We start from the raw sequence: 22095 nt of genomic DNA, 5'->3' as shown, positions 1-22095 counted from the left end.
GGGTCCGGCAGCGGGCCTGGAAATGGGCCCGGCAGCACGTCCGGCGGCGCGCCCGGCAGGGTGTCCGCGTGGATGCGTCGGCGGGTCGTGCCGGTGGTGCTGCTGGTTGTCGCGGCGTTCCTGGCCGGTGGGTCCGGCCCGGTCCCGGGGCCGGGAGGCGCCGCCGTCGAGGCGGGGGTGCTCGCCGGCGTGCGGGCGCGCTGGGGCGACGGGCTCGACGTCGTACGCGGTGAGCGGTCGCTCGTCGCCGGGCAGGACGCGCCCCCCGGGCTGCTGGCGGACCTGGCGCGCCGGGCCGACACCGCGGGGCGGCGGGTCGGCGGAGTGCTGGGCGGCGACGTCCGGGCCGTGGTCCTGGTGCCCGCCTCGGCGCGGGAGGCCGCCGCGCTGGCCGGCGTCGCGTCGGTCGACGGGCTGGCGGCGGTGGCCGACCGGGGACGCGTGATCGTGGTGCCCGAGCACTTCGCCCGGCTCACCCCGGTCGGGCGTGACGTCGTGCTGGCGCACGAGCTGACCCACGTGGCCGCCGGGACCGACGGGCTGCCCGTCTGGCTGTACGAGGGCTTCGCCGACTACGTGGCCTACCGGGACGCCGGGCTGCCCGTCGAGGTGGCCGCCGCCGAGTTGGCCGCCGAGGTGCGGGCCGGGCGGACGCCGTCCGATCTGCCGGACGGGGCCGACTTCGTCCCCGGGGCCGACGCGGGCCGGCTCGCCCGCGCGTACCAGGAAGCCTGGCTGGTGTGTCGCTTCGTCGCCGCGCGCTGGGGTGAGAAGAGCCTGGTGAGGCTCTACCGTGATGCCCAGACGTACGGCGCCGGCCGGGCGCTGGCCTCGCTGGGGCTCTCGGCGGGCACGCTGACCCGGCTGTGGCGCGCGTACGTCCGGGACCGACTGGCGTGAGGGGACGCGACATGGACGACCGGCAGGAACGGCGCGAGACGACCGAACAGGACGTCGGCCCGCCCGCCACCCGCGCCCTGCAGGGGGCGGACGTCGCCGAGCCGTCGCCCGAGACGGGGGACGAGGACGTGGCCGGGGACGGGGACGGGCACGTGACAGGCGATGGGGGCGGGCGGGAGGCGAGGCTGCGGCGGGAGGCCGGGGCCGGGCTGGCCGTGCTGGGGGCGGTGATCGCCGGGGTGGTGGCGTTCACGACGCCGTGGACGGCGCTGCCCGCCGGGGCGCCCGAGGTGACGCCCGACCCGGCGCGTGACTTCGGCGCCGCCGAGATCGCCCGCTCGCAGGCGTTCGACGCGGCCACCAGCGTGCCGAGCTACCTGTCGCTGGGCGTCACGCTGGTGTTCGCCGGGCTGCTCGTGGCCACGCCGCTCGGCGCGAGGCTGCTGGGATGGCTGCGGGGCCCGTGGTGGGCGCGGGTGCTGCTGGGCGTCCTCGTGCTCACGGTGATCGAGGAGGCCGTGCGGTGGCCGCTCGGCATGTGGTTCGAGGGGGCGCTGCGCGACTTCGGGCTGTCCACGCAGGACTGGGCGGCCTGGACGGGCGACCGGCTCAAGAGCGTCGGCATCAACGCGGCCCTGCTGGCCGTCATGGTGCTGGCCGTGGTGGCGCTGGCGCGGCGGGTCCGGCGCTGGTGGATCCCGGCCGCCGCCGGGGCGTTCGCGCTGACCGTGGGGGCGTCGTTCGTCTACCCGGTGGTGTTCGAGCCGGTGTTCAACGACTTCCACGCCATGCCGGACTCGCCGCTGCGCGCCAACCTGATGGCGATGGCCGAGCGTGACGGAGTGCCGGTGGAGGACGTGCTGGTGGCCGACGCCTCGCGCCGGACGACCGCGCTGAACGCCTACGTCTCGGGGTTCGGCGCGACCCGCCGGATCGTCGTCTACGACACGCTGCTCAAGGCGCCGCCGCGCGAGGTGGAGCTGGTGGTGGCGCACGAGCTCGGCCACGCGAAGAACCGCGACGTGCTGCACGGCACGCTCGTCGGGGCGCTCGGCGCGGCGCTGGGGGCGGTCCTGCTGTTCCTGGTGTTCGGAGCGGCACGGCGGCGTACGGGCGGCGCGCCGATCACCGATCCCCGGGCGGTGGGCGTGGTGCTGGGGCTGATGACGCTGGCGACGTTCCTGTCCGGCCCGGCGCAGAACGTGATCAGCCGCCACATCGAGGCCAGGGCCGACGCGCACGCCCTGGACCTGACGGGCGACCCGGCCACGTTCGTCGCGATGCAGAAACGCCTGGCAACAGCCAATATTTCCGACTTGTCGCCAGATGCGGTGGAATATGTGCTCTATGCCTCCCATCCCACGGCTGCCCAGCGGATCGCCATGGCCCGCTCCTGGGCCGAGCTGAACGGCCGTCCCCAGCCGTGAGCGCACCTCGCCGGGTGGTCGTCGTCACCAACGACTTCCCGCCGCGCCCCGGCGGCATCCAGTCGTTCGTGCACGGCCTGGCCCTGCGCACCCCCGGCGTGGCCGTCTACGCCCCGGCCTGGCCCGGCTGCGCCGAGTTCGACCGGCGGCAGCCGTACCGGGTCGTCCGGCACCCGGGCCGGCTGATGCTGCCGACGCCCGCCGTCGCCCGGCGGGCGGCGCGGCTGGTGGCCGAGCACGGCGCCGACACCGTCGTGTTCGGCGCGGCGGCGCCGCTCGGCCTGCTCGCGCCGCGCCTGCGCGCGGCGGGCGCGCGGCGGATCGTCATGCTCACGCACGGCCACGAGGCGTCCTGGGCGGGCGCGCCGGGGTTCCGCTCGGTGCTGCGCCGCATCGCCGGCCACGCCGACGTGGTCACCTACCTCGGCCCCTACACCCGCGCCCGGCTGGCGCCGGTCGTCCCCGAGGACAAGCTGGTACGGCTGGCCCCCGGCGTGGACGTGACGCAGTTCCGGCCCGACGTGGAGCCCCGGCGGCCCGGCGGCGGGCCGGTGGTGGTGTGCGTGTCCCGGCTGGTGCCGCGCAAAGGGCAGGACCAGCTCATCAGAGCCTGGCCGAGGGTCCTGCGCGAGGTGCCGGGCGCGGTGCTGCTGCTGGTCGGCGGCGGCCCGCACCGGCGCAGGCTGGAGCGGCTGGCCGCAGGCAGCCCGTCGATCGTGTTCACCGGCAGCGTCCCGGCCGCCGACCTGCCCGGCTACTACGCGGCCGGCGACGTGTTCGCGATGCCGTGCCGTACCCGGTGGGGCGGGGTCGACGTGGAAGGGCTCGGGATCGTGTTCCTGGAGGCGTCGGCGACGGGGCTGCCGGTGGTGGCGGGCGCGTCCGGAGGCGCGCCCGAGGCGGTGCGGCACGGCGAGACCGGCCTGGTCGTCGACGGCCGCGACACCGGGGAGGTGGCCGCGGCCCTGATCGAGCTGCTGAGCGCGCCCGAGCGGGCGCGGAAGCTGGGCGAGGCCGGCCGCGACTGGATCGCCGCCGAATGGTCGTGGGACCGGGTCGCCGACCGCTTCCGCGCCCTGCTGTGATCCTCCCTGCCTGATCACCCCTTCGTGGACCCGAGCGTGAGCCCGGCGACGAACTGCTTGTGCAGGAGCTGGAAGACGATCAGCGTCGGCAGCGCGACCAGCACCGACCCGGCCGCCAGCAGGTTGTAGTCGGTGAAGAACTGGCCGCGCAGGTTGTTCAGCGCCGAGGTGACGGGCAGCTTGTCACCCGACGACATGAGCACCAGCGCCCACAGGAAGTCGTTGTACATCCAGGTGAACTGCAACGTCGCCAGCGCCGCCAGCACCGGGCGGCACAGCGGCAGCGTCAGCTTCCAGTAGCGCCGCCACACGCTCGCCCCGTCCACCAGCGCCGCCTCGGTGATCTCCTCCGGGATCGTGCGCATGAAGTTCGCCAGGACGAACACGCAGAACCCGAACTGGAACGCCACATGGATGAGGACGAGCCCCAGGTAGGAGTCGTACAGCGCCTGGGAGTCCGACAGCCACAGCGGCAGCGGGACCAGCGTGTAGAGCGTGTAGAGCGGGGTGATGAGCACCTGCGGCGGCAGCAGGTTGCCCGCGGTGAAGACGATGAGCAGGGTCCGGCGCCCGGGGATCCTGGCCCGGGCGATGGCGAAGGCGGCGAACGAGGCCAGGAAGAGCGTCAGCAGCAGGGCCGGGATCACGATGATCAGCGTGTTGAGGTAGTAGCGGGGCAGCTCGGCCTGGCTCCACGCCTGCCCGTAGTAGTCCAGCGTGAGACTTTCGGGCAGCGAGAAGTAGCCGAGCCTGGCCGTCTCCTCGTACGGGCGCAGCGAGGCGTACACGGCCAGCGCCAGCGGCAGCAGCCAGCCCAGCGCCACCAGCGCGAGGAAGGCGTGCAGCAGGACGCGCAGCGGCCTGGCCCGCCGCCGGGCCGGGGCGAGGGCCGTCATCGTTCCTCCCTGAACAGCTGCGACAGGTACGTCACGATGAACCCCAGCGAGATCACCAGCAGCACCACCGCGATCGCCGAGCCGAACCCGATCCGGCTGGCCTCGCCCACGATGTTCTCCGTGACCAGCACCGACAGCAGTTCGAGCCCGTTGCGGCCCTTGTTGATCGCGTAGACGATGTCGAACGCGCGCAGCGCCTCGATCACCGTGATCACCAGCACGATCACGTTGACCGGCCGCAGCGTCGGGAACACCACCCGGAAGAACGTCTGCGCCTCATTGGCTCCGTCGATGACCGCGGCCTCCTTCAGCGCCGGGTCGACGGCCTTCAGCCCCGCCAGGTAGATGATCATCACGTAGCCGACGTGCCGCCAGGCCGCCGCGACCATGACCACCCAGATGTTGACCGACCGGTCGCCCAGCCAGTCGACCGACAGCCCGGTGACCGCGTTCAGCACGCCGTAGTCGGTGGAGTAGACGAGCTGCGCGATGAACCCGACCACGGCCAGCGACAGCACCACCGGCAGGTAGAGCGCGCTCTGGTAGAACCGCGACAGCCGCAGCCGCCGGTCCAGCAGCACCGCGCAGAACAGGCCGAACGGGGTCGCGACCAGCCCGAGGAAGCCCAGCCACAGGACGTTGTTGCGCACGGCCGACCAGAACGGCGGATACTCGCCGGCCAGGTCGCCGTAGTTGCGCCCGCCGACCCACTCGATCGGCCCGAAGCCGTTCCAGTCGGTCGCGGACAGCACCACGGAGGCGAGCGTGGGCCCCCAGACGAGGCCCACGCTGGCGATGACGGCCACCCCCAGCCCGATGACCAGCACGGTCACGTCGCGGGCGGAGTAGCGACGGGTCTTGACGGCCATCAACGGAAGATGTTGGCCTTCTGCTTCTCGATGGACACGAGTAAGGAGTCGATCTCGGCGGGTTTGTCGATGAACGACTGCAGCGACGGGATCATCACGGTGGAGGCGAAGTCGGGCCGGGTGTCACGGTCGAGGAACTGGGCGATGTGCGACGCCTGCGAGACCAGCTCGGCGCCGCGCTTCTGCAGCGCGCTGTAGCCGCTGGTGTCGGCCTTGGAGCTGGCCGCCAGCGTGCCGGGGTCGGCCTCGGTGGCCACGTTCTGCGCGGCCGCCTGGGCGAAGTGCTTGATCAGCGCCTTGGCGCCGTCGACGTTCCTGGCCTTGGCGGAGACCATGTAGCCGTCGATGGGCGCGTCGATCGAGTCGGTGCCGTAGGCCGGGTTGATCTCGGGGAACGTGAAGAAGTCCAGGTCGTCCCGGTCCGCCTCGGGGAACTGCTGGGCGACGAACATGCCGAGCAGGTACATGCCGGTCTTCTTCTCCGCCAGCGACTGCGCGGCCTCCTGCCAGGTGCGGCCCAGCGCGGCCGGCTGGTGGTGCTCCAGCAGCCCGCGCCACGTCTCGAACACCTGCTTCACCCGGGGATCCGTCCACGACTCCTTCCCCGCCATGAGCGCGATGTGGAAGTCGTAGCCGTTCGTGCGCATGTTGATGATGTCGAACGTGCCCATCGCCGGCCAGCCGTCCTTGTCGGCGAACGCGATCGGGACCAGCCCGTCGGCCTTCATCCGCCGCGACAGCGCCGTCAGCTCGTCCAGCGTCTTCGGAGGCTCGTACCCCTTCTCCTCCCACACGCTCTTGCGGTAGAAGACCGCCCACGGATAGTACGTGAACGGTACGAAATACTGCTTGCCGTCGGTGCCCGTCGACGCCGCCTTGAAAGCCGGGGTGTAGTCGGCCCCGATCTCCCGCCACACGTCCGAGATGTCCGTCGCCAGGCCCTGCTCGGCGAAGAACTGCATCCGGTATCCCGCGAACCAGGTGAACACGTCGTCCGGGGTGCCGCGCAGGTAGCGGTTGATGTTCTCCTGGAAGGTGTTGTGGTCCACCGTGTTGACCTTCACCTGGCCGGAGGTGAAGCCTTTCAGCACGGTCTCCAGTGACTTCTTCGGCACCTCGTCCGAGGCGTTGGACCCCAGCGTCACGGCGCCGGCGGCCGTGTTGCCGGTCGTGCTGCCGCCGGGCGCGGGCGCGCCGGAGCCGCACCCGGTCAGGACGGCGGGCACGCCGAACGCTGCGGCGGCCCCTATCAGGAGATTGCGGCGGGAGAGTGGCGGACGTTGGTCCATGATGGTTCCTCCTTGCCGGACCCTCAAGTTCCCCCGAGTTCACTCACCCTTCATCGAAAACGCACCATTTCAAACTGTCAACGTGTGCGTTTCCGCCCCACGAACGCCGAAGAGGCCGCCGAACCCGCTCCCGCGGGCCGACGGCCTCTCAGCTGACCGGCTAGTTACAGGCGCTCGGGTCGCTCAGCCTGCGCTGGATGTCGACCAGGATGCCCATCATGTCGTTCTGCGTCTTCTGCATGGTCTCGAACCGGCGGTCCATCGTCTCGAACCGGCGGTCGACCGCTTCGAACCTGCGCTCCACGGCCTGGAAGCCCGCGTCGACCTTCTCCTCCAGGCGGTCGACCTTGACCTCCAGACGCTCGACCCTGACTTCCAGGCGGTCGACCTTGACCTCCAGGCGCTCGACGCGCTTGTCGAGCAGGGTGACCTTTCCGTCGAGGGTCTTGACCCGGGCGGCGACGCCGTTGATCCTCTCCGTCAGATCCTGCGCGATTTCCATGACACTCACCATGGAGCTCCCCTACCTTCGAAGGCAGGGACCGGGGATGTTGGCGATCTCCGGTCCCGATGTCATCCAAAAGCTACTCCGCGTGTGCAGACGACTCCATACGGTTTCTTGGCAATGCTGGAGCCCCAGCATTACCCGTACAGGGCCTCGATCTCGGGGTCGAAGTCGCGCATGACGAGGTTGCGCTTGACCTTGAGGGTGGGGGTCAGGTGGCCGCTCTCCTCGGTGAGGTCGGCGGCCAGGATCGTGAACTTCTTGATCTGCTCGGCCTTCGACACCATGGCGTTGGCCCGGTCGACCGCGCCCTGCACCTCGGCCAGGATGCGCGGGTCGGTGCGCGGGTCGGCGGGGCGGCCGTTGCCGGACGACCACTGCTCCAGCGCCTCGGGGTCGAGCGTGACGAGCGCGCCGACGAACGGCCGGCCGTCGCCGACGAGCATGGCCTGCGAGATGAGCGGGTGGGCGCGCAGGGAGTCCTCGAGCGGCCCGGGGGCGACGTTCTTGCCCGCGGCCGTCACCAGGATCTCCTTCTTGCGCCCGGTGATGCGCAGGTAGCCGTCGGCGTCGAGCTCGCCGACGTCGCCGGTGTGGTACCAGCCGGCCTCGTCGATCGCCTCGGCGGTGGCCTCGTCGTTGTTCCAGTAGCCGGCGAACACGTTGCGGCCCCGGGCCAGGATCTCGCCGTCGTCGCCGATGCGCAGCGTCACGCCGGGCAGCGGCTTGCCGACCGTGCCGATCTTGTTGGCGCCCGGCATGTTGACCGAGCAGGGGGCCGAGGTCTCGGTGAGCCCGTAGCCCTCGTACACCTCGATGCCGACGCCGCGGAAGAAGTGGCCGAGCCGGTCGCCGAGCGCCGATCCGCCCGACACCGCCGCGGTGAGCCTGCCGCCCGTGGCCGCGCGCAGCTTGCCGTACACGAGCTTGTCGAACAGCGCCCGCCGCAGCCGCAGGCCGAGGGGGGCGCCGCCGGAGCTCTCGGCCTTGCTCCAGGCCACGGCCACGTCGACGGCGCGGGCGAAGATCTTGCCCTTGCCGCCCGCGATGGCCTTCTGCTCGGCGGCGTTGTAGACCTTCTCGAAGACGCGCGGCACGCCGAGCAGGAACGTGGGCTTGAAGTCCTGGAGGTCGGGGGCGACGTTCTTCATGTTCGGGGTGTGCGCCATGATCGCGCCCGCCTCGACGAGCACCACCTGGATCATCCGCGCGAAGATGTGCGCCAGCGGCAGGAACAGCAGCGCCGCCGGGTCCTTGGCGGCGAACAGCGGCTCCAGCGGCCCGCGCAGCACGTTGACGGCGGTGAACAGCAGGTTGTCGTGGGTGATCCGGCAGCCCTTGGGCCGGCCGGTGGTGCCCGAGGTGTAGACGATCGTGGCCAGGTCGGCGGCGCACACCAGGGAGCGCCGCTCGTGCACCGCGGCCTCCTCCACGTCGGCGCCCTCGGGGCCGGCGTCGACCCGCCACACGAGCTTGAGGTCGGGCGCGGCCTCGCGCACGGTCTCCTCGTGCGTGTCGAGCTCGACGAAGACGGCCTTGGCGCCGCTGTCGGCGAGGATCCAGCGGACCTGCTCGGCCGAGGAGGTCTCGTACACCGGCACGGTCACCGCGCCGATCGACCAGATCGCGTAGTCGATGAGCGTCCACTCGTAGCGGGTGCGCGACATCAGCGCCACCCGGTCGCCGTGCTCGATGCCGGCCGCGACGAGGCCACGGGCCAGCGCCACCACCTGGTCGCGGAACTCGCCCGCCGTGACGACCGGCCAGGCGTCGTCCTGCTTGCGGCGCATGACGACCCGGCCGGGCTCCTGCTCGCCCCGCCGGAACACGGTGTCGGGCAGGCAGGCGGCGGCAGGCACATCCACCAGCACCGGGACGCTGTACTCGCGCACGGATCCACTCCTAGTCGGGTGCACGCTTCTGGTATGCGCTGGACGTTACCGCGACAAGTTACGCGCCGGTAGGTTCGTCATCCAGACGTGATGAAGGGCATTCATCACGCTAGCAGCCGTTGTTCATAGGATCGGCCCATGAGGGTCCACGTGGTCAGTGACGTGCACGGCAGGGCGGACGCGCTGGCGCGGGCGGGCGACGGCGCCGACGCGCTCATCTGTCTCGGCGACCTGATCCTGTTCATCGACTACGACGACCACGCGCAGGGCATCTTCGCCGACCTGTTCGGCGCCGAGCAGGCCGCCCGGTTCATCGCGCTGCGCACGGCCAAGCGGTTCGACGAGGCCAGGGCCATGTCGGCGGCGCTGTGGGCGAGCCTCGACGGCGACCCGCGCGAGCACATCGAGCGCAACGTGCGCGCCCAGTACCGCGACCTGTTCGCCGCCATGCCCGCGCCCGCCTACCTCACCTACGGCAACGTCGACATCCCGCGCCTGTGGGCCGACTACCTGCGCCCCGGCCACCGGGTGCTCGACGGGGAGACGGCGGAGATCGGCGGGCTGCGCTTCGGGTTCGTCGGCGGCGGGCTCAAGACCCCCTACCGCACCCCGTACGAGATCAGCGACGAGGCGTACGCCGCCAAGGTCGAGGCGCTCGGCGAGGTCGACGTGCTGTGCTGCCACATCCCGCCCGCCGTGCCCGAGCTGCTCTACGACGTGGTCGCCCGGCGCTTCGAGCGGGGGAGCGAGGCCACGCTGGAGCTGATCAGGCGGACCCAGCCGCGCTACGCCCTGTTCGGCCACGTCCACCAGCCGCTCTACCCGCGCCTGCGCATCGGCCGCACCGAATGCGTGAACGTGGGCCATTTCCGGGGAAAGGGCGTTCCGTACATCCTCGAATGGTGAGCGGCCCAGTATCTTGGTCGCATGGCTGATCGCACCAGTTCGAGCATCGTCATCGACGCCGATCGCGCCGGCGTCATGGCGGTCATCGCCGACCTGCCCGCCTACCCCGAGTGGGCCGGCCAGGTGAAGAGCGCCGAGGTCCTGTCCACCGGCGCTGACGGCAGGCCCGAGTCCGTGCGGTTCGTCCTCGACGCCGGCATGATCAGCGACACCTACACCCTCGCCTACACCTGGAACGACGACCAGAGCGTGAGCTGGCGGGTGTCGGAGCCCGGCAAGATGGTCTCCCGCCTCGACGGCAGTTATCTGCTCGCCGACACGGGCAGGGGGATCGAGGTGACGTACGAGCTCGCGGTCGACCTCGCCGTCCCGATGATCGGCATGATCAAGCGCAAGGCGGAGAAGGTGATCGTGGACACCGCGCTCAAGGGCCTCAAGAAGCGCGTCGAAGGCCGCTGAGGTGAGCCCCCGCGTCCTGCTGTTCACCGGGAAGGGCGGCGTCGGCAAGACGACGGCCGCCGCGGCCACCGCCACGCTCGCCGCCCGGCGCGGGCTCAAGACGCTGATCGTCTCCACCGACACCGCCCACTCGCTGGCCGACGCGCTCGCCGTCGAGCCCGGCGAGGTCGCGCCCGGCCTGCACCTGCACCAGGTCGACACGCAGCGCTCGCTGGAGCGCCACTGGGGCGAGCTGCGCGACTACGCCCGCGGCCTGCTCGCCGAGCTGGGCCTGGACGAGATCACCTCCGAGGAGCTGACCGTGCTGCCCGGCGCGGAGGAGCTCATCGCCCTCATGGAGCTGCGCGAGCACGCCCGCGAGGGCCGCTGGGACGTCATCGTCGTCGACTGCGCGCCCACCGCCGAGACGCTGCGCCTGCTCGCGCTGCCCGAGGCGCTCGACTGGCACGTCAACCGGCTGATGCCGCTCGGCCGCCGGCTGCTGCGGGTCGCCGCGCCGTTCGTGCGCGGCGTCGCCCGCGTCAGCGCGCCCGGTGACGAGGTGGTCGGCGCCGCCGAACGCTTCCACCGCGGCCTGATGGAGGTGCGCGACCTGCTCACCGGCGGCCACGCCTCCGTCCGCCTCGTGCTCACGCCCGAGTCGGTGGTGCTCGCCGAGGCCCGGCGCACCCTCACGTCGCTCAACCTGTACGGCTACCGCGTCGACGCCGTCGTCGCCAACCGGGTCTTCCCCGCCGGTGACGCCGACCCGTGGCGCGCCCAGTGGGTGGAGGCCCAGAGCAGGCTGCTGGCCGAGGCCGAGGAGTCGTTCGCGCCGCTGCCCGTGCACGTCGTCCCCTACCTGCCCGCCGAGCCGGTCGGCAAGGAGGCGCTGGCCAGGCTCGGCGAGGCGCTCTACGGCGAGGCCGACCCGTTCGCCCCGCCCGCCGCGCCGCCGCCGCTGCGGCTGTCGGCCGACGAGCTCACGCTGGCGCTGCCGGGCGCCCGCCACGGCGACGTCGACCTGGCCCGCAAGGGCGACGAACTGATCATCACCGCCGGGCCCTACCGGCGCATCCTGGCGCTGCCCGCCGCCCTCGCCCGCAGGAAGATCAGCTCGGCGGTGCTCCGCGACGGCGCGCTCCGGGTACGGTTCACCTCGGAGGCGAAATCCGACGAAGCGCACGCGACGGGATGAGCGCCGCATCAGCCGGGAGGGCCACATGACCGACAACAACGACAGAGATCCCATCGGGACCGTCGCCGAAGAGGCGCGCAAGCTCTTCGACGCGATCCAGGGCCGGGCCACCCGCCAGGTCGGCAAGACCGTGTTCAACTCGTTCACGGGCGGTGGCGGCGGGCGGGAGCAGAAGGACGTCTGGGGCGAGGCCGTGTCCGAGCCCGAAGGCGAGTACGTCTGCAAGGCGTGCCCCTTCTGCCGCGCGATCGCGGCACAGCGCGAAGGCGCCACGAACCGGGCAGGCGAGGCGGCGGGCGACGTCGCCGGGCACATCATGGCCGCCGGCGGCGAGCTGTTCGCCGCCTTCCGCGAGGCGTTCGACGCGCTGAGCAGGCCCGCCCCCCGCCGGCCGCGCGACGAGCGCGACCGCGACCGCGACCGCGACAATGTCGAGCACATAGACCTGGGATAAAAAGGGGAAGGCGGGCAATGTTCACGATCGGTGTGGACATCGGCGGCACCAAGGTCGCCGCCGGTGTGGTCGACGACGACGGACAGATCGTCCAGCACGCGCTCAGGCCCACCGCCGCCGACCGGCCCGACCTGGTCGCCGAGACGGTCGCGGACGTGGTGCGCGAGCTCGCGGGCGACCGCGAGATCGAGGCCGTCGGCGTCGGCGCGGCAGGGTTCGTCGACGAGACCCGGTCGATCGTACGTTTCGCCCCCAACCTCGCCTGGCGTGAGGAGCCCCTGCAGAAGAAGATCAGCGGGCTCGTCGGCCTGCCCGTGGTGATCGAGAACGACGCCAACGCCATGGCCTGGGGCGAGACCAGGTTCGGGGCCGGGCGCGGGCAGTCCCACGTGGTCTGCCTGACGATCGGCACCGGCATCGGCGGCGGCATCGTCTTCGACGGCCACCTCTACCGCGGCCACTGGGGCATGGGCGCCGAACTCGGCCACATGCAGGTGGTGCCCGACGGGCGGCTGTGCGGCTGCGGCCGCCACGGCTGCTGGGAGCAGTACGCTAGCGGCAACGCGCTCGTCGCCGAGGCCAGGGAGACCGCCGCCCTGCACCCCGAGCGCGCCCGGACGCTGCTCGGGCTGGCCGGCGGCCGGATCGAGGGCGAGGAGGTGACCGAGGCGGCCCGGATGGGCGACGAGGCCTCGCTCGCCGCCTTCGCCAGCGTCGCCGACTGGCTCGGCCAGGGCATGGCCGACCTCGCCGCCGTCCTCGACCCCGGGTGCTTCATCCTCGGCGGCGGCGTGTCCAGGGCCGCCGACCTGTTCCTCGACCGGGCCCGCGCGGCCTTCGAGGAGCGGCTCACCGGCCGGGGCCACCGGCCCGTCGCCGAGGTGCGGATGGCCGAGCTGGGCGCCTCGGCCGGCGTCGTGGGCGCCGCCGACCTCGCCCGCCGCCGCTGACCGCCGGCGGCGCCGCCGGGCCTGAGTCTGCCGCCGTGCCGGGCCCGCCCGGCCGTGACGTTCCCGCTGTCCCGGATGTCCGGGTGGTCACGTACAACCTGCATGGGCTCAGGGACGACGGGGCCGCGCTGGAGCGGGTGATCGCGGCGGCCCGCGCCGACGTGATCTGCGTCCAGGAGGTGCCGCGGCTGCCGCACCGGCGCCTGCGCTGGCGCCGCCTGATCGCGCGCCACGGGCTGCGCACGGCCGGCGGGCACACCAGGCGCGGCGTCGCGGTGCTGGCCGGGCCGCGCGCCCGGGTGCTGCACGCCGAGAGCCACGTGCTCAAGGTGTTCGCCGGGCTGGAGGCCCGCGCGCTGGCCGTGGCCGTCGTGGAGGTCGAGGGGGCGCGGCTGGCGGTCGGCTCGTTCCACCTCGACCTGCACGAGGCCGCCAGGACGTGCCACGCCGCCGAGGCGCTGGAGCTGACCGAGGCCGTCGCCGCCCGCCACGACGCCGAGGTGGTGCTGGGCGGCGACCTCAACGAGCACCCCTGCCGGCCGGCCTGGCGGCTGCTGGCCGCCCGCCTGGCCGACTGCCACGCCGCCGCGCCGCGCGGCGACGGGCTCACCTTCCCCGCCGCCAAGCCCCGCCATCGCATCGACGCCCTGTTCGCCGCGCGCGGGCTGCGTGTCGTGTCGTGCGGCGGCGTGGAAGCCGCGAGCCCCGACCTGACCGGGGCCAGCGACCACCTCCCGGTGCTCGCCGAACTGCGAGTCTTCCCCTAACGGGGCATCAGCGGCGTTCAGCCAATAGCATTTGATCCATGACCCGTCGCTATCAGCGGCGTGCGCTCTCCTTGACCTTGGCGACGTCCGTGGCCCTGTCCGGGGTCACGCCCGCCGCGCATGCCGAGCCCCGCCCCGCCGCCATCGACGCGTGGGAGCGGACGACGAGCGTGCGGCTGGTGGCCGACGGCTCGCTCTCCGACGTGCTTGCCCTGTCCTCCGGCGACGTGTGGGCCGTCGGCCAGCAGCAGATCTGGGACGTGTGGAAGAACCGCGGCACCATCCGCCACTGGAACGGCGAGCGCTGGAGCGAGGCCCCCATCCGCGACACCACCGGGGCGGGCAGCCTGCGTTCGATCTCGGCCGCCTCCTCCGGCGACGTGTGGGCGGCCGGCGACGGCCACGACGGCGTCCCGTTCATCGCCCGCGGCGACACGGGCGGCTTCGACCGCGTCCGGCCGGAGGGGCTGCGCAGCGGCGACTGGCTCGGCGGGATCGACGCGGCGGGCGAGCGGGTCACCGCCGTCGGCAGCCGCGACGACAAGGGCCTCATCGTCACCTGGCACGACAACGAGTGGACGTTCCAGCCGACCAAGGAGAAGGGCGCCCTGTACGCGGTGTCCGGCGGCTTCGCCGTCGGCGACACCGGGCGGGCGCCGCTGATCGTGCACCAGTCCGGCGGCGACTGGAAGAGCATGCCGGTGCCGTCGGTGCCCGGCGGCTACCTGCGTGACATCCACGTCGACAGCGGCAAGCGGGCGCTGGCCGTCGGCGGTGTCTACCACGGCCCCGGCAAGGTCGGCCCGCTCGCCCTGGCCTGGAACGGCAAGCGGTGGAAGCGGCTGTCGCTGCCGGTCAAGGGCGCCCGCCTCTACGGCGTCACCGGCGACGGCAAGGGCCGCTACTGGATCTCGGGCTACGACCCGGCGCGCGCCTCGCAGGCGTTCATGCTGCGCTGCGACAAGCGTTCGTGCGAGGTCCTGCGCGGCGCCGCCGCCGAGGGGCGCAGCAGCGTGCGGCTGCAGGCGGTCGCCTACCTGGCGGGCAGGCAGGCGGTGTGGGCCGTCGGGCACGCCGTCGACGACCAGGAGCGCTACACCGACGTGGTGGAGTCGTTCGGCCCGGGCCAGCCGGACGACCCCGACTCCTGACCCGGTCCTCTGGAACACCGCTGGAGCCCGCTAGAGCACCGCGCCGTCGTCCCAGCCGCCGTCGTTCGGCGGGCCGTCGCCCATACGCACCACCAGCGCCACGAAGCCGCCGATGAAGGCCGCCACCGCGGTGAACAGCGCCCAGCCCTCCATACGCCAGTCGGCCATCGCCGCCACCAGCAGGTAGGCGGGACCGCCGAACAGCGCCAGCCAGGCCAGCTTGGTCGGCAGGTCGAGCTTGGGCAGCGGGGGAGGAGGCGGCGGCTCGAAGTGACCCTCGTCCTCCTCGTCGCCCGGCGTGTCGCCCTCGTCACCCCGGTCCAGCGTGTCGCCGTCACGGGACTCGCGGGGCTCCCTGGGCTCCCCGTTCAGGTCGAGGTCGGCGAACTCCTCCGGTGGTTTCACCACCCGCCGCAGCGGTTCGGCGGGGACGTTCTCGCTGTCCGGCCATGGCTGATCAGCCGAGTCGCGCTCGGCCGTGTCGTTGAAGGACGCGACGATCTGCCGCCAGACCTCGTCCTCGTCACTCTGGGGCGTCACCTAGATGGGCCTCTCCACAGCGATCGCGACTTCCCCCTGGGTGCGATCAGTCCCTCTGCAAGGGTACCGAGGCATGTGTCCGGATGAAGTCGAGGCTCCCGGCAAAGATCCTGTCGGCATCGTTGTCAAGCGTCGCAACATGGTAGCTATCGGTAAGCTCCTCGATCGTGGCCTGGGGCACCTTCCGGCGGATGATCGCCACGCTGGCCGGTTTCACCACGTGGTCCTCGGTGCTGTGGAAGACCAGCAGCGGCTGCGTCACCCGTTCCAGGTCGGCCTGGACCAGGGACCAGAGGCGGGGCAGCGACGCGGCGGCCTTCACCGGGGTGCGCGTGTAGCCGAGCTCGGTCGCGCCCGGCTTCTTGATGTCGTTGGCCACGCCCGGCACCGAGGCGACGAACCACTTGAGCACCGGCGCCAGCCGCAGCAGCGGCACGTCGTTGGTGATCGACGGGTTGACCACCACGACGCCCCGGACGGCGTCGCCGTGCACCTCGGCCAGCCGCAGCGCCAGGCAGCCGCCCAGCGACAGCCCCGCCACGAACACCTCCGCACAGCGCCCCTGGAGGTCCTTGAACGCCTTCTCCACCTCGGCGTACCAGTCCTCCCAGCGGGTGTGGTTCATCTCCTGCCAGGTGGTGCCGTGCCCGGGCTGGCGGGGCAGCGAGACGCTGACGCCGTGCGCGGCCAGGTGCTCGCCCCAGGGGCGCAGCGACTGCGGGCTGCCGGTGAATCCGTGGCACAGCAGCACGCCGACCTGACCTGCGTGATGGTGATAGGGCTCAGCGCCTGGCATGAGCGGCATAACAGCTCCTCCATGCATTTTCATCCCCGAACTGCCCGATCGTCGCACGATCAGGGGCAATTGTGCGAGAGCTGGTGTAGGAGCATCGGGACCGGGATGGGAAGATGACTGTGCTCGCGCAGAGTGCTCGCAGACAGTCGCATGAGGAAGAGGTGGCCGGGTGTTCTACTGGGTGGTCAAGGCCATCTTGGCGCCGATCCTCCACCTCGTCTTCAGGCCGTGGGCGGAGGGCATCGACAACGTGCCCCGGCAGGGCCCCGCCATCCTGGCCGGAAACCACCTGTCCTTCGCCGACCACTTCTTCGGCCCGCTGCAGCTCAGGCGCAAGGTCATCTCCCTGGGCAAGTCCGACTACTTCACCGGGCGCGGCGTCAAGGGCTTCTTCACCCGGCTGTTCTTCAGCGGCGTCGGCACCGTGCCGATCGACCGGTCCGGCGGCAAGGCCAGCGAGGCGGCGCTCCGCACCGGCCTGCGCGTGCTGCGCGAGGGCAACCTGCTCGGCATCTACCCCGAGGGCACCCGCTCGCCCGACGGCCGCCTCTACAAGGGCAAGACCGGCGTGGCCCGGCTCGCGCTGGAGTCGCGGGCCCCGGTCATCCCGTGGGCCATGGTCAACACGTTCGAGATGATGCCGCCCGGCCGGCCGCTGCCCAAGCTCGGCATCCGGCCCGGCGTCCGGTTCGGCAAGCCGCTCGACTTCTCCCGCTACTACGGGATGGAGGACGACCGGCTGGTCCTGCGCGCGGTCACCGACGAGATCATGTACGCGCTGATGGAGCTGTCGGAGCAGGAGTACGTCGACAAGTACGCCGCCAGCGCCAAGGTCGAGATGGAGCGCGCCGCCCGCGCCGCGGCGGCGGGCTGACGGCCGCCCGCCCAGGTCAGTCGCGCAGGGCCTGCTCGGTCCTGCCCATCGCCTTGGTCATCGTCTCCAGCTCCTCGCGGGTGAGCCGGTCGATCAGATAGGCGCGCACCACTTCCACGTGCCCCGGGGCCACCTGCTCCAGGCAGCGCGTCCCCGCGTCGGTGAGCACGGCCAGCACGCCCCGGTCGTCGGACGGGCAGGTCGTCCGCTCGACCAGCCCCGCCTTCTCCAACTGGGTGATCTGGTACGTCAGCGCGCTCTTGGACACCACCACGCCCCGGGCGAGCTCGGTCATGCGCATGCGCCGGTCGGGCGCGTCGGCCAGCCTGACCAGGATCTCCCACTGCGGATGGGTCAGCCCCGCCGCCGCCTTGAGCTGCTCCTCGATGCGCCGTTCGAGCAGGTGGGCGGTGGAGAGGAACGCGCGCCAGGCCGCCATTTCCGTCGGGTCGAGCCACCGGGTGTCACTCATCAGATCAGTCTACTTGTTGTTCACATTTGAACTTTCGCGGTAGAGTCTCGTTCAAATCTGTACGAACTTCAAGGAGTCAACATGCTTGACCGAGCGCGTAACATCGCACTGCTGCTCGCCCGGGTGGCCACAGGCGTGATCTTCCTCGTCCACGGCTACCAGAAGTTCGCCACCATGGGGATCGCCGGGACCACGCAGTTCTTCGAGTCGATCGACATCCCGCTCCCCGGCCTCGCCGCCCCGCTCGTCGCCGTGCTGGAGGTCGTCGGCGGCATCGCGCTCATCCTCGGCGTCGGGCTGCCCGTCTTCGGCACGCTCCTCGCGCTCGACATGGTGGGCGCGATCTTCTTCGCCCACCTCCAGGCGGGCTTCGCCGTCGGCGACGGCGGCTACGAGTACGTGCTCGCGCTCGCCGCGGCCAGCCTGGCCATCGGCTTCACCGGCGGCGGCGCGCTGGCCCTGGACCGGATCCTCGGCCTGGACAAGAAGCTGGCCGGCAGCCGCGCCGCCTGACCGGGGCGACGCGGCACCCGGTCAGGACAGTTCGGTCAGGGCGGTCGGTCAGGACAGGTGGGCGCGGACCTCGCGGATGTGGTCGGGAGTGGTGCGGCAGCAGCCGCCGATCAGCGCGGCGCCCGCCGCCTGCCACTCCTTGGCCGCCTGGCCGTACTCCAGCGGGTCCGACAGCCCCAGCCAGCGGCGCCCGCCGGCGTCCCACGTCTCGCCCGAGTTGGGGTAGACGACGACCGGCAGCTTGCCGGTCAGCTCGGTGATCAGGCCGGGGATGTGGCGCGGCGCGGTGCAGTTGGCGCCGACGGCGACCACCTGCGGGTTGCCGGTGAACAGCGCCGCCGCCTCCGCGATCGGGGTGCCGTCGCTGATGCGGGCCGCGTCACGGCAGGAGAAGCTCACCCACGCCTTGACCGACGGCGTCTCGGCCAGCAGCCGGGCCAGTGCCCGCGCCTCGGCGTAGGAGGGAATGGTCTCGCAGGCCAGCAGGTCGGCCTGGGAGGCGGCCAGGATCTCCCAGCGCGGCCGGTGCCAGGCCAGCAGGCCGTCCTCGTCCAGGTCGTAGTCGCCGGTGTATTCGGCGCCGTTGGCCAGGAACGCCCCGTAAGGGCCGACCGAGGCGGCGACCAGCCCGCCGCCCGCCTCGTCACGGGCCTGCGCGGCCAGCTCGACCGACAGCCCGATCAGCCGCTCGGCCTCGGCCAGGTCCAGCCCCCGGCGCCGGAAGCCGGGGATGGACGCCTGGTAGCTCGCGGTGGTGGCCACGTCGGCGCCGGCGGCGAAGTAGTCGGCGTGCACCTGCCGGACGAGCCCGGGGTCCTCCAGCAGCAGCCTGGCCGACCAGAGCGCGTCGCCGAGGTCGGCGCCGAGCGCTTCGAGATGGGTGGACAGGCCGCCGTCCAGCACGAGTGTGGTCACCCGTCCAGAGTATGGTCCCCGGACGGGTGCGCGGGGCCGCCGCGCCCGCGTGCGCCGGCCCCGCCTTGCCCTTCCCTTGACGTGCCGCTGCCCCGGCTCAGGCGCGCTTCCAGAAGGGCCGCCGCGGCCCCTCATCCCCGGCCCGCCCCTCCGGCCCGGCCCCTCCACCAGGCCCGGAGCCGCCGCCGGTGGCAGGTCCGCCCAGCCCGGGGCCGCCCTCGGGGGCGGGGGCGTCGGGCCGGCCGGGGCCGCCCTCCGGGGTGGGGCCGCCGGGCCGGTCGGGGGCGGTCAGGGCGGTCAGGACCTCGATTGCCCGGCGGCGCAGCGCCTCCGGGTCGGCGCCCGGCCGCTCGGCCGCCTCCAGCTCGCGGGCCAGCGCCGCCAGCTCCGCGTGCCCGCCCAGGTAGGACGCCAGCGCCGCCAGCCGGGAGCCCAGGTCCGCCAGGTAGAGCACGTCCGGCACGGTCAGCGCCTTGAGCCGGTCCAGCTCGGCGGCGAGCTGCGCGCGGACCGTGTCGAGCCCGTGCGGCACCGGCCTGGCTCCCATCGGCGCGCTCCGCGCCGGTCCGGCCGCCATCGGCGCGGCGAACAGCGGCCCGCGCGCCGCCGCCATGACGACCGGGTCGCCCCCGCCGCCGGGGTTGAGCCCGGGAGCGGGCGCGGCCATGGCCCGCATCCCGCGCGGCGCCTCCGCCGCCATCCAGGCGAACCCGCCCGCCGGCGCCGGCATCTCCCAGCCGCTCGGCGGCTCGACCGGCTGGATCGCCCGGTGCTCCGGCGCGCCCTCGGCCACCTGCCTGCTGTCGACGGCCACGTACGCGGTGAAGCGGCACAGCACCCCGTGCTCCAGCGACACGCGGACGATCTCCGGCTCCAGCCCGTGCTCGCCCATCGCGTAGCGGTCCTCCAGCTCGCGCAGGTGCGCGCGCGCCCACACGGCGCGCAGCGCCGGGCTGCCGACGGCCGTCACCTCGACCCGCTGCTCCCACGCCGCCCCGGCCGCCAGCCCGCGCACGGTCACCGCCGAGCCCTCCCGGCACCGCCCGAAGGCCCGCAGCGGAACGCCCGGGAAGATCGAGCCCAGGTGCGTGAGCGTGCCCGGCTCCACGTCCAGGCCCTTCAGCGACAGGTCCGTCACCAGCGGCGCGCCGATCCGGCGGTGGATCTGCTCCATCGCCGCGTCCAGCCGGTCCTCCGACTCCACCAGCTCGCACCGGCCCGCCCCCAGCCCGGCCAGCCTGCCCAGGAACGCCGCGTTCACCGCCCGGTCGATGCCCACCGCGTGCACCCGCATCGCCGACAGCGCGCCACCGGCCCGCTCCAGGATCTGGTCCTCGTTGCCCACCTGGCCGTCGGTCACCAGCACCACGACCCGCTCCCGGCCGCCGTCGCCGCCGCCCAGCAGGTCGATCGCGCGGCGCAGCGGCTCCAGCAGCTCGGTGCCGCCCCGCGCGTCGACCCGCGCCAGATGCTCCACCGCCCGGTAGCGGTTGCGGTCGCCGCCCTCGGCGAGCCCTTCGAACGCCTCCTCCACCACCGAGTCGAACGCCAGCACCGCGAACCGGTCCTGCGGCGTCAGCGTGTCGACGATCCGCGCCGCCGCCCGCCGCGCCGCCACCATCTTCCAGCCGGCCATGCTGCCCGACCGGTCCAGCAGCAGCACCAGGTCACGCGGCGCCCTCGGCGACTCCAGCGCCGGGGGCACCACCGTCAGCGCGAACGTGCCCGCGCCGTCCAGTTGCAGCGCCGTCGAGGCGTCGAACGCCATCCGCAGGATGAAGTCGCGGTCCAGCCGCTCGCCGGGACGCACCCGTACGACACCGCCGGCCTCCTCCACCACGTGCAGGCTGGACGCCAGCTCCCGCAGCTCCAGGCCGCCCGCGTCGACCTTGACCGCCAGTGACAGCCGCACCGGGTCCGGGAAGCCGGGCAGCAGCACCGGGGGACTGATCCTGGACGCGTCCGGCACCGCGTCCGTGTCGGGCGCCACCCCGTCGCCCGCCGCGGGCCCGTCCAGCGGCGTGCCCGGCACGTAACGCGGCGCCACCACCAGCGGGAACCGGAACGTGGCCGCCCCGTCCTCGTACGGCAGCGGCTGGCTCAGCTCCAGCCGCACCGTCACCCGCTCCCCGGGCAGGATGTTGCCCACCCGGATCGTGAACACGTCAGGCCGGTCCTCCTCGGCGATCGCCGCCCGCCGCCCCTCCCGCAGCGCCCGGTCGTAGTCGGCCCGCGCCTGGCCGCGCTCCTTCAGCACGCCCTCCACGACCCGGTCGTCCGCCTCCATCCGGAACGCCGTCACCGCCGCCCGGTCCGGCAGCGGGAACACGTACGTGGCCTCCAGCGTGACGTCGAACGGGTTGCGGAACCCCTGCGCCACCTTCACCCCGGCGACCAGCCCGGACACCTCGGCGGACACGTCCACGCTCTCCAGCGGCAGGTTGCCGCGCGCGGTCCGCAGCGCGCCGATCCCGGCGTCGGGCACCGGCGCGCACCGGGCGGGCTCGAGTGTCGTGATGTTCATGCCAGATTCCTCTCTTCGAGCACCGCGAGCAGCGGCTCCGCAGCCGCCAGCACGGCCTGGATGTCCTCGTCCGACAGAGCCCGTCCCTCCACGAGCAGCGTCACCCGTTCCCCGAGCCTGACCCCCCACAGGGGCGAGGCCTCACCGGGACCGTGCCCACCGGCAGCCCCCCGGCCACGCACCGCCGGACCCTCCGGCCCGTCCGATCCCCGGGGCCCGCCCGCACCCCCGGACGGCGGCCCCGAGGGTGCCCGGGCAGGGGCTCGCGGCCCTGAGAGGTCCTGCGCCGCGGCCGGGGCGTCCTGGACGTACGGCAAATCCCGGGGCCCGTCCGAGGAGGAGTCGGGGGCCGGGTGGCGGGTCCAGAACCGGGGGCCGGGATCCGGGGTGAGGCGGGCCGCCTCCTCCAGCATGGCGTCCGTGGCTCCGGCGAGGGCCGTCTGGATGTCGGCGATGGACAGCCCGGCGGCCTGGAGGCGCTTGACGGCGACGAGCTGGAGCAGGTGCCTGCGCCCGTAGCGGGCGATCCGGCCCTGGCGGGTGAGGGGCGGGTCGACGAGGCCGATCGTGGTGTACCACCTGATCAGGCGCTCGCCCGGCACCTCGCGGACCCGGCCGTTGAGCGGCTGCGCCCGCGAGCGGAGCTGGGCGGCCGCGCGCTCCGCCAGCTCGCCGATCGTCCACGTCTCGCTCATGCCACCACACTGACACTGTCATTGTTGCACTGTCAAGAA

General features: G+C 73.0%; 23 protein-coding genes. 12 read left to right on the top strand and 11 right to left on the bottom strand.

What is annotated here, in order from left to right:
- The first annotated feature begins 72 nt into the window (after nucleotides 1-72).
- Genes ACBI99_RS05270 through ACBI99_RS05260 form a run of 3 tightly spaced genes read left to right on the top strand, consistent with a single transcriptional unit; the run spans nucleotide 73 to nucleotide 3412 of the window.
- Entirely contained in the window at nucleotides 73-900 is an 828-nt protein-coding gene (locus ACBI99_RS05270; RefSeq protein WP_375071771.1) for a hypothetical protein, read from the top strand.
- 11 nt (nucleotides 901-911) lie between these two features.
- Nucleotides 912-2327 (top strand): M48 family metallopeptidase, encoded by a 1416-nt coding sequence (locus ACBI99_RS05265; protein ID WP_375071770.1) that lies wholly within the window; start codon nucleotides 912-914, stop codon nucleotides 2325-2327.
- A complete protein-coding gene (locus tag ACBI99_RS05260; protein ID WP_357586505.1) occupies nucleotides 2324-3412 on the top strand; it encodes a glycosyltransferase family 4 protein in 1089 nt (362 codons plus the stop codon). The genes ACBI99_RS05265 and ACBI99_RS05260 overlap by 4 nt, the downstream gene beginning before the upstream one ends.
- A 14-nt stretch (nucleotides 3413-3426) precedes the next feature.
- Here ACBI99_RS05260 and ACBI99_RS05255 read toward each other — a convergent pair whose 3' ends face one another.
- The 5 genes from ACBI99_RS05255 to ACBI99_RS05235 form a co-directional block, all read right to left on the bottom strand.
- Nucleotides 3427-4308, bottom strand: a complete 882-nt coding sequence (locus tag ACBI99_RS05255) for a carbohydrate ABC transporter permease (protein WP_357586506.1) — start codon at nucleotides 4306-4308, stop codon at nucleotides 3427-3429.
- Nucleotides 4305-5177 carry a carbohydrate ABC transporter permease gene (locus ACBI99_RS05250; RefSeq protein ID WP_375071769.1) on the bottom strand — a complete coding sequence of 291 codons (873 nt, stop codon included), beginning with the start codon at nucleotides 5175-5177 and terminating at the stop codon, nucleotides 4305-4307. Before ACBI99_RS05250 ends, ACBI99_RS05255 begins: the two co-directional genes overlap by 4 nt.
- Nucleotides 5177-6466, bottom strand: coding sequence for an ABC transporter substrate-binding protein (locus tag ACBI99_RS05245; protein ID WP_219511186.1), 1290 nt, complete (start codon nucleotides 6464-6466; stop codon nucleotides 5177-5179). Before ACBI99_RS05245 ends, ACBI99_RS05250 begins: the two co-directional genes overlap by 1 nt.
- 160 nt (nucleotides 6467-6626) lie before the next feature.
- On the bottom strand, nucleotides 6627-6968 hold the full coding sequence (locus ACBI99_RS05240; RefSeq protein ID WP_375071768.1) for a hypothetical protein: 342 nt from the start codon (nucleotides 6966-6968) through the stop codon (nucleotides 6627-6629).
- Between the two features lie 140 nt (nucleotides 6969-7108).
- Entirely contained in the window at nucleotides 7109-8863 is a 1755-nt protein-coding gene (locus tag ACBI99_RS05235; protein WP_357586510.1) for an AMP-dependent synthetase/ligase, read from the bottom strand.
- A 138-nt stretch (nucleotides 8864-9001) separates the two neighbouring features.
- Here ACBI99_RS05235 and ACBI99_RS05230 point away from each other — a divergent pair, with 138 nt between their 5' ends.
- From ACBI99_RS05230 to ACBI99_RS05200, 7 genes are all read left to right on the top strand, one after another.
- Nucleotides 9002-9769, top strand: a complete 768-nt coding sequence (locus tag ACBI99_RS05230) for a metallophosphoesterase (protein ID WP_219511192.1) — start codon at nucleotides 9002-9004, stop codon at nucleotides 9767-9769.
- 21 nt (nucleotides 9770-9790) lie between these two features.
- Nucleotides 9791-10228: an SRPBCC family protein gene (locus ACBI99_RS05225; RefSeq protein ID WP_219511194.1), complete on the top strand. Its 438-nt coding sequence runs from the start codon at nucleotides 9791-9793 to the stop codon at nucleotides 10226-10228.
- A 1-nt stretch (nucleotide 10229) separates the two neighbouring features.
- The gene (locus ACBI99_RS05220; protein ID WP_357586514.1) at nucleotides 10230-11405 is read left to right on the top strand and encodes an ArsA family ATPase; all 1176 of its coding nucleotides are present in this window, start codon (nucleotides 10230-10232) and stop codon (nucleotides 11403-11405) included.
- Between the two features lie 25 nt (nucleotides 11406-11430).
- A complete protein-coding gene (locus ACBI99_RS05215) occupies nucleotides 11431-11859 on the top strand; it encodes a hypothetical protein (RefSeq protein WP_375071767.1) in 429 nt (142 codons plus the stop codon).
- 17 nt (nucleotides 11860-11876) lie between these two features.
- A complete protein-coding gene (locus ACBI99_RS05210) occupies nucleotides 11877-12809 on the top strand; it encodes an ROK family glucokinase (protein ID WP_219511203.1) in 933 nt (310 codons plus the stop codon).
- A gap of 83 nt (nucleotides 12810-12892) precedes the next feature.
- On the top strand, nucleotides 12893-13576 hold the full coding sequence (locus ACBI99_RS05205) for an endonuclease/exonuclease/phosphatase family protein (RefSeq protein WP_357586518.1): 684 nt from the start codon (nucleotides 12893-12895) through the stop codon (nucleotides 13574-13576).
- Between the two features lie 38 nt (nucleotides 13577-13614).
- Nucleotides 13615-14727, top strand: coding sequence for a hypothetical protein (locus tag ACBI99_RS05200; RefSeq protein WP_246646484.1), 1113 nt, complete (start codon nucleotides 13615-13617; stop codon nucleotides 14725-14727).
- A 30-nt stretch (nucleotides 14728-14757) separates the two neighbouring features.
- Here ACBI99_RS05200 and ACBI99_RS05195 read toward each other — a convergent pair whose 3' ends face one another.
- Together ACBI99_RS05195 and ACBI99_RS05190 are read right to left on the bottom strand one after the other, a co-directional pair.
- Nucleotides 14758-15267 carry a hypothetical protein gene (locus tag ACBI99_RS05195; RefSeq protein WP_357586520.1) on the bottom strand — a complete coding sequence of 170 codons (510 nt, stop codon included), beginning with the start codon at nucleotides 15265-15267 and terminating at the stop codon, nucleotides 14758-14760.
- Nucleotides 15268-15313: 46 nt separating this feature from the next.
- On the bottom strand, nucleotides 15314-16072 hold the full coding sequence (locus tag ACBI99_RS05190) for an alpha/beta hydrolase (protein ID WP_375071766.1): 759 nt from the start codon (nucleotides 16070-16072) through the stop codon (nucleotides 15314-15316).
- A gap of 160 nt (nucleotides 16073-16232) precedes the next feature.
- Here ACBI99_RS05190 and ACBI99_RS05185 point away from each other — a divergent pair, with 160 nt between their 5' ends.
- Entirely contained in the window at nucleotides 16233-16937 is a 705-nt protein-coding gene (locus ACBI99_RS05185; protein ID WP_219514132.1) for a 1-acyl-sn-glycerol-3-phosphate acyltransferase, read from the top strand.
- Between the two features lie 16 nt (nucleotides 16938-16953).
- On the opposite strand, the gene ACBI99_RS05180 is transcribed toward ACBI99_RS05185, so the two are convergent.
- Nucleotides 16954-17409, bottom strand: a complete 456-nt coding sequence (locus ACBI99_RS05180; protein WP_219514133.1) for a MarR family winged helix-turn-helix transcriptional regulator — start codon at nucleotides 17407-17409, stop codon at nucleotides 16954-16956.
- A gap of 81 nt (nucleotides 17410-17490) precedes the next feature.
- Between ACBI99_RS05180 and ACBI99_RS05175 the strand changes: the two genes are divergently transcribed.
- Nucleotides 17491-17922, top strand: a complete 432-nt coding sequence (locus tag ACBI99_RS05175) for a DoxX family protein (protein WP_375071765.1) — start codon at nucleotides 17491-17493, stop codon at nucleotides 17920-17922.
- 48 nt (nucleotides 17923-17970) lie between these two features.
- Here the strand turns inward: ACBI99_RS05175 and mmuM are convergent, their stop codons facing one another.
- From mmuM to ACBI99_RS05160, 3 genes are all read right to left on the bottom strand, one after another.
- The gene (mmuM, locus tag ACBI99_RS05170; protein ID WP_308126110.1) at nucleotides 17971-18837 is read right to left on the bottom strand and encodes a homocysteine S-methyltransferase; all 867 of its coding nucleotides are present in this window, start codon (nucleotides 18835-18837) and stop codon (nucleotides 17971-17973) included.
- Nucleotides 18838-18934: 97 nt separating this feature from the next.
- The gene (locus ACBI99_RS05165) at nucleotides 18935-21361 is read right to left on the bottom strand and encodes a VIT domain-containing protein (protein WP_375071764.1); all 2427 of its coding nucleotides are present in this window, start codon (nucleotides 21359-21361) and stop codon (nucleotides 18935-18937) included.
- The gene (locus ACBI99_RS05160; RefSeq protein WP_375071763.1) at nucleotides 21358-22056 is read right to left on the bottom strand and encodes a helix-turn-helix domain-containing protein; all 699 of its coding nucleotides are present in this window, start codon (nucleotides 22054-22056) and stop codon (nucleotides 21358-21360) included. Before ACBI99_RS05160 ends, ACBI99_RS05165 begins: the two co-directional genes overlap by 4 nt.
- Between the last annotated feature and the right edge of the window lie 39 nt (nucleotides 22057-22095).

The organism is Nonomuraea sp. ATR24, from assembly GCF_041950485.1.
In the GTDB taxonomy this organism is placed as follows: Bacteria; Actinomycetota; Actinomycetes; order Streptosporangiales; family Streptosporangiaceae; genus Nonomuraea; species Nonomuraea ceibae.
The sequence above is the reverse complement of the archived record's forward strand: the minus strand, read 5'-3'. Positions and strand labels throughout refer to the sequence as shown.

Excerpts from the sequence above, each read along its gene's own strand:
- ACBI99_RS05270 (WP_375071771.1), top strand. The coding sequence starts at position 73 with ATGCGTCGGCGGGTCGTGCCGGTGGTGCTGCTGGTTGTCGCGGCGTTC.
- ACBI99_RS05265 (WP_375071770.1), top strand. The coding sequence starts at position 912 with ATGGACGACCGGCAGGAACGGCGCGAGACGACCGAACAGGACGTCGGC.
- ACBI99_RS05255 (WP_357586506.1), bottom strand. The coding sequence starts at position 4,308 with ATGACGGCCCTCGCCCCGGCCCGGCGGCGGGCCAGGCCGCTGCGCGTC.
- ACBI99_RS05250 (WP_375071769.1), bottom strand. The coding sequence starts at position 5,177 with ATGGCCGTCAAGACCCGTCGCTACTCCGCCCGCGACGTGACCGTGCTG.
- ACBI99_RS05245 (WP_219511186.1), bottom strand. The coding sequence starts at position 6,466 with ATGGACCAACGTCCGCCACTCTCCCGCCGCAATCTCCTGATAGGGGCC.
- ACBI99_RS05240 (WP_375071768.1), bottom strand. The coding sequence starts at position 6,968 with ATGGAAATCGCGCAGGATCTGACGGAGAGGATCAACGGCGTCGCCGCC.
- ACBI99_RS05230 (WP_219511192.1), top strand. The coding sequence starts at position 9,002 with ATGAGGGTCCACGTGGTCAGTGACGTGCACGGCAGGGCGGACGCGCTG.
- ACBI99_RS05225 (WP_219511194.1), top strand. The coding sequence starts at position 9,791 with ATGGCTGATCGCACCAGTTCGAGCATCGTCATCGACGCCGATCGCGCC.
- ACBI99_RS05215 (WP_375071767.1), top strand. The coding sequence starts at position 11,431 with ATGACCGACAACAACGACAGAGATCCCATCGGGACCGTCGCCGAAGAG.
- ACBI99_RS05210 (WP_219511203.1), top strand. The coding sequence starts at position 11,877 with ATGTTCACGATCGGTGTGGACATCGGCGGCACCAAGGTCGCCGCCGGT.
- ACBI99_RS05200 (WP_246646484.1), top strand. The coding sequence starts at position 13,615 with ATGACCCGTCGCTATCAGCGGCGTGCGCTCTCCTTGACCTTGGCGACG.
- ACBI99_RS05190 (WP_375071766.1), bottom strand. The coding sequence starts at position 16,072 with ATGCCGCTCATGCCAGGCGCTGAGCCCTATCACCATCACGCAGGTCAG.
- ACBI99_RS05180 (WP_219514133.1), bottom strand. The coding sequence starts at position 17,409 with ATGAGTGACACCCGGTGGCTCGACCCGACGGAAATGGCGGCCTGGCGC.
- ACBI99_RS05175 (WP_375071765.1), top strand. The coding sequence starts at position 17,491 with ATGCTTGACCGAGCGCGTAACATCGCACTGCTGCTCGCCCGGGTGGCC.
- ACBI99_RS05165 (WP_375071764.1), bottom strand. The coding sequence starts at position 21,361 with ATGAACATCACGACACTCGAGCCCGCCCGGTGCGCGCCGGTGCCCGAC.
- ACBI99_RS05160 (WP_375071763.1), bottom strand. The coding sequence starts at position 22,056 with ATGAGCGAGACGTGGACGATCGGCGAGCTGGCGGAGCGCGCGGCCGCC.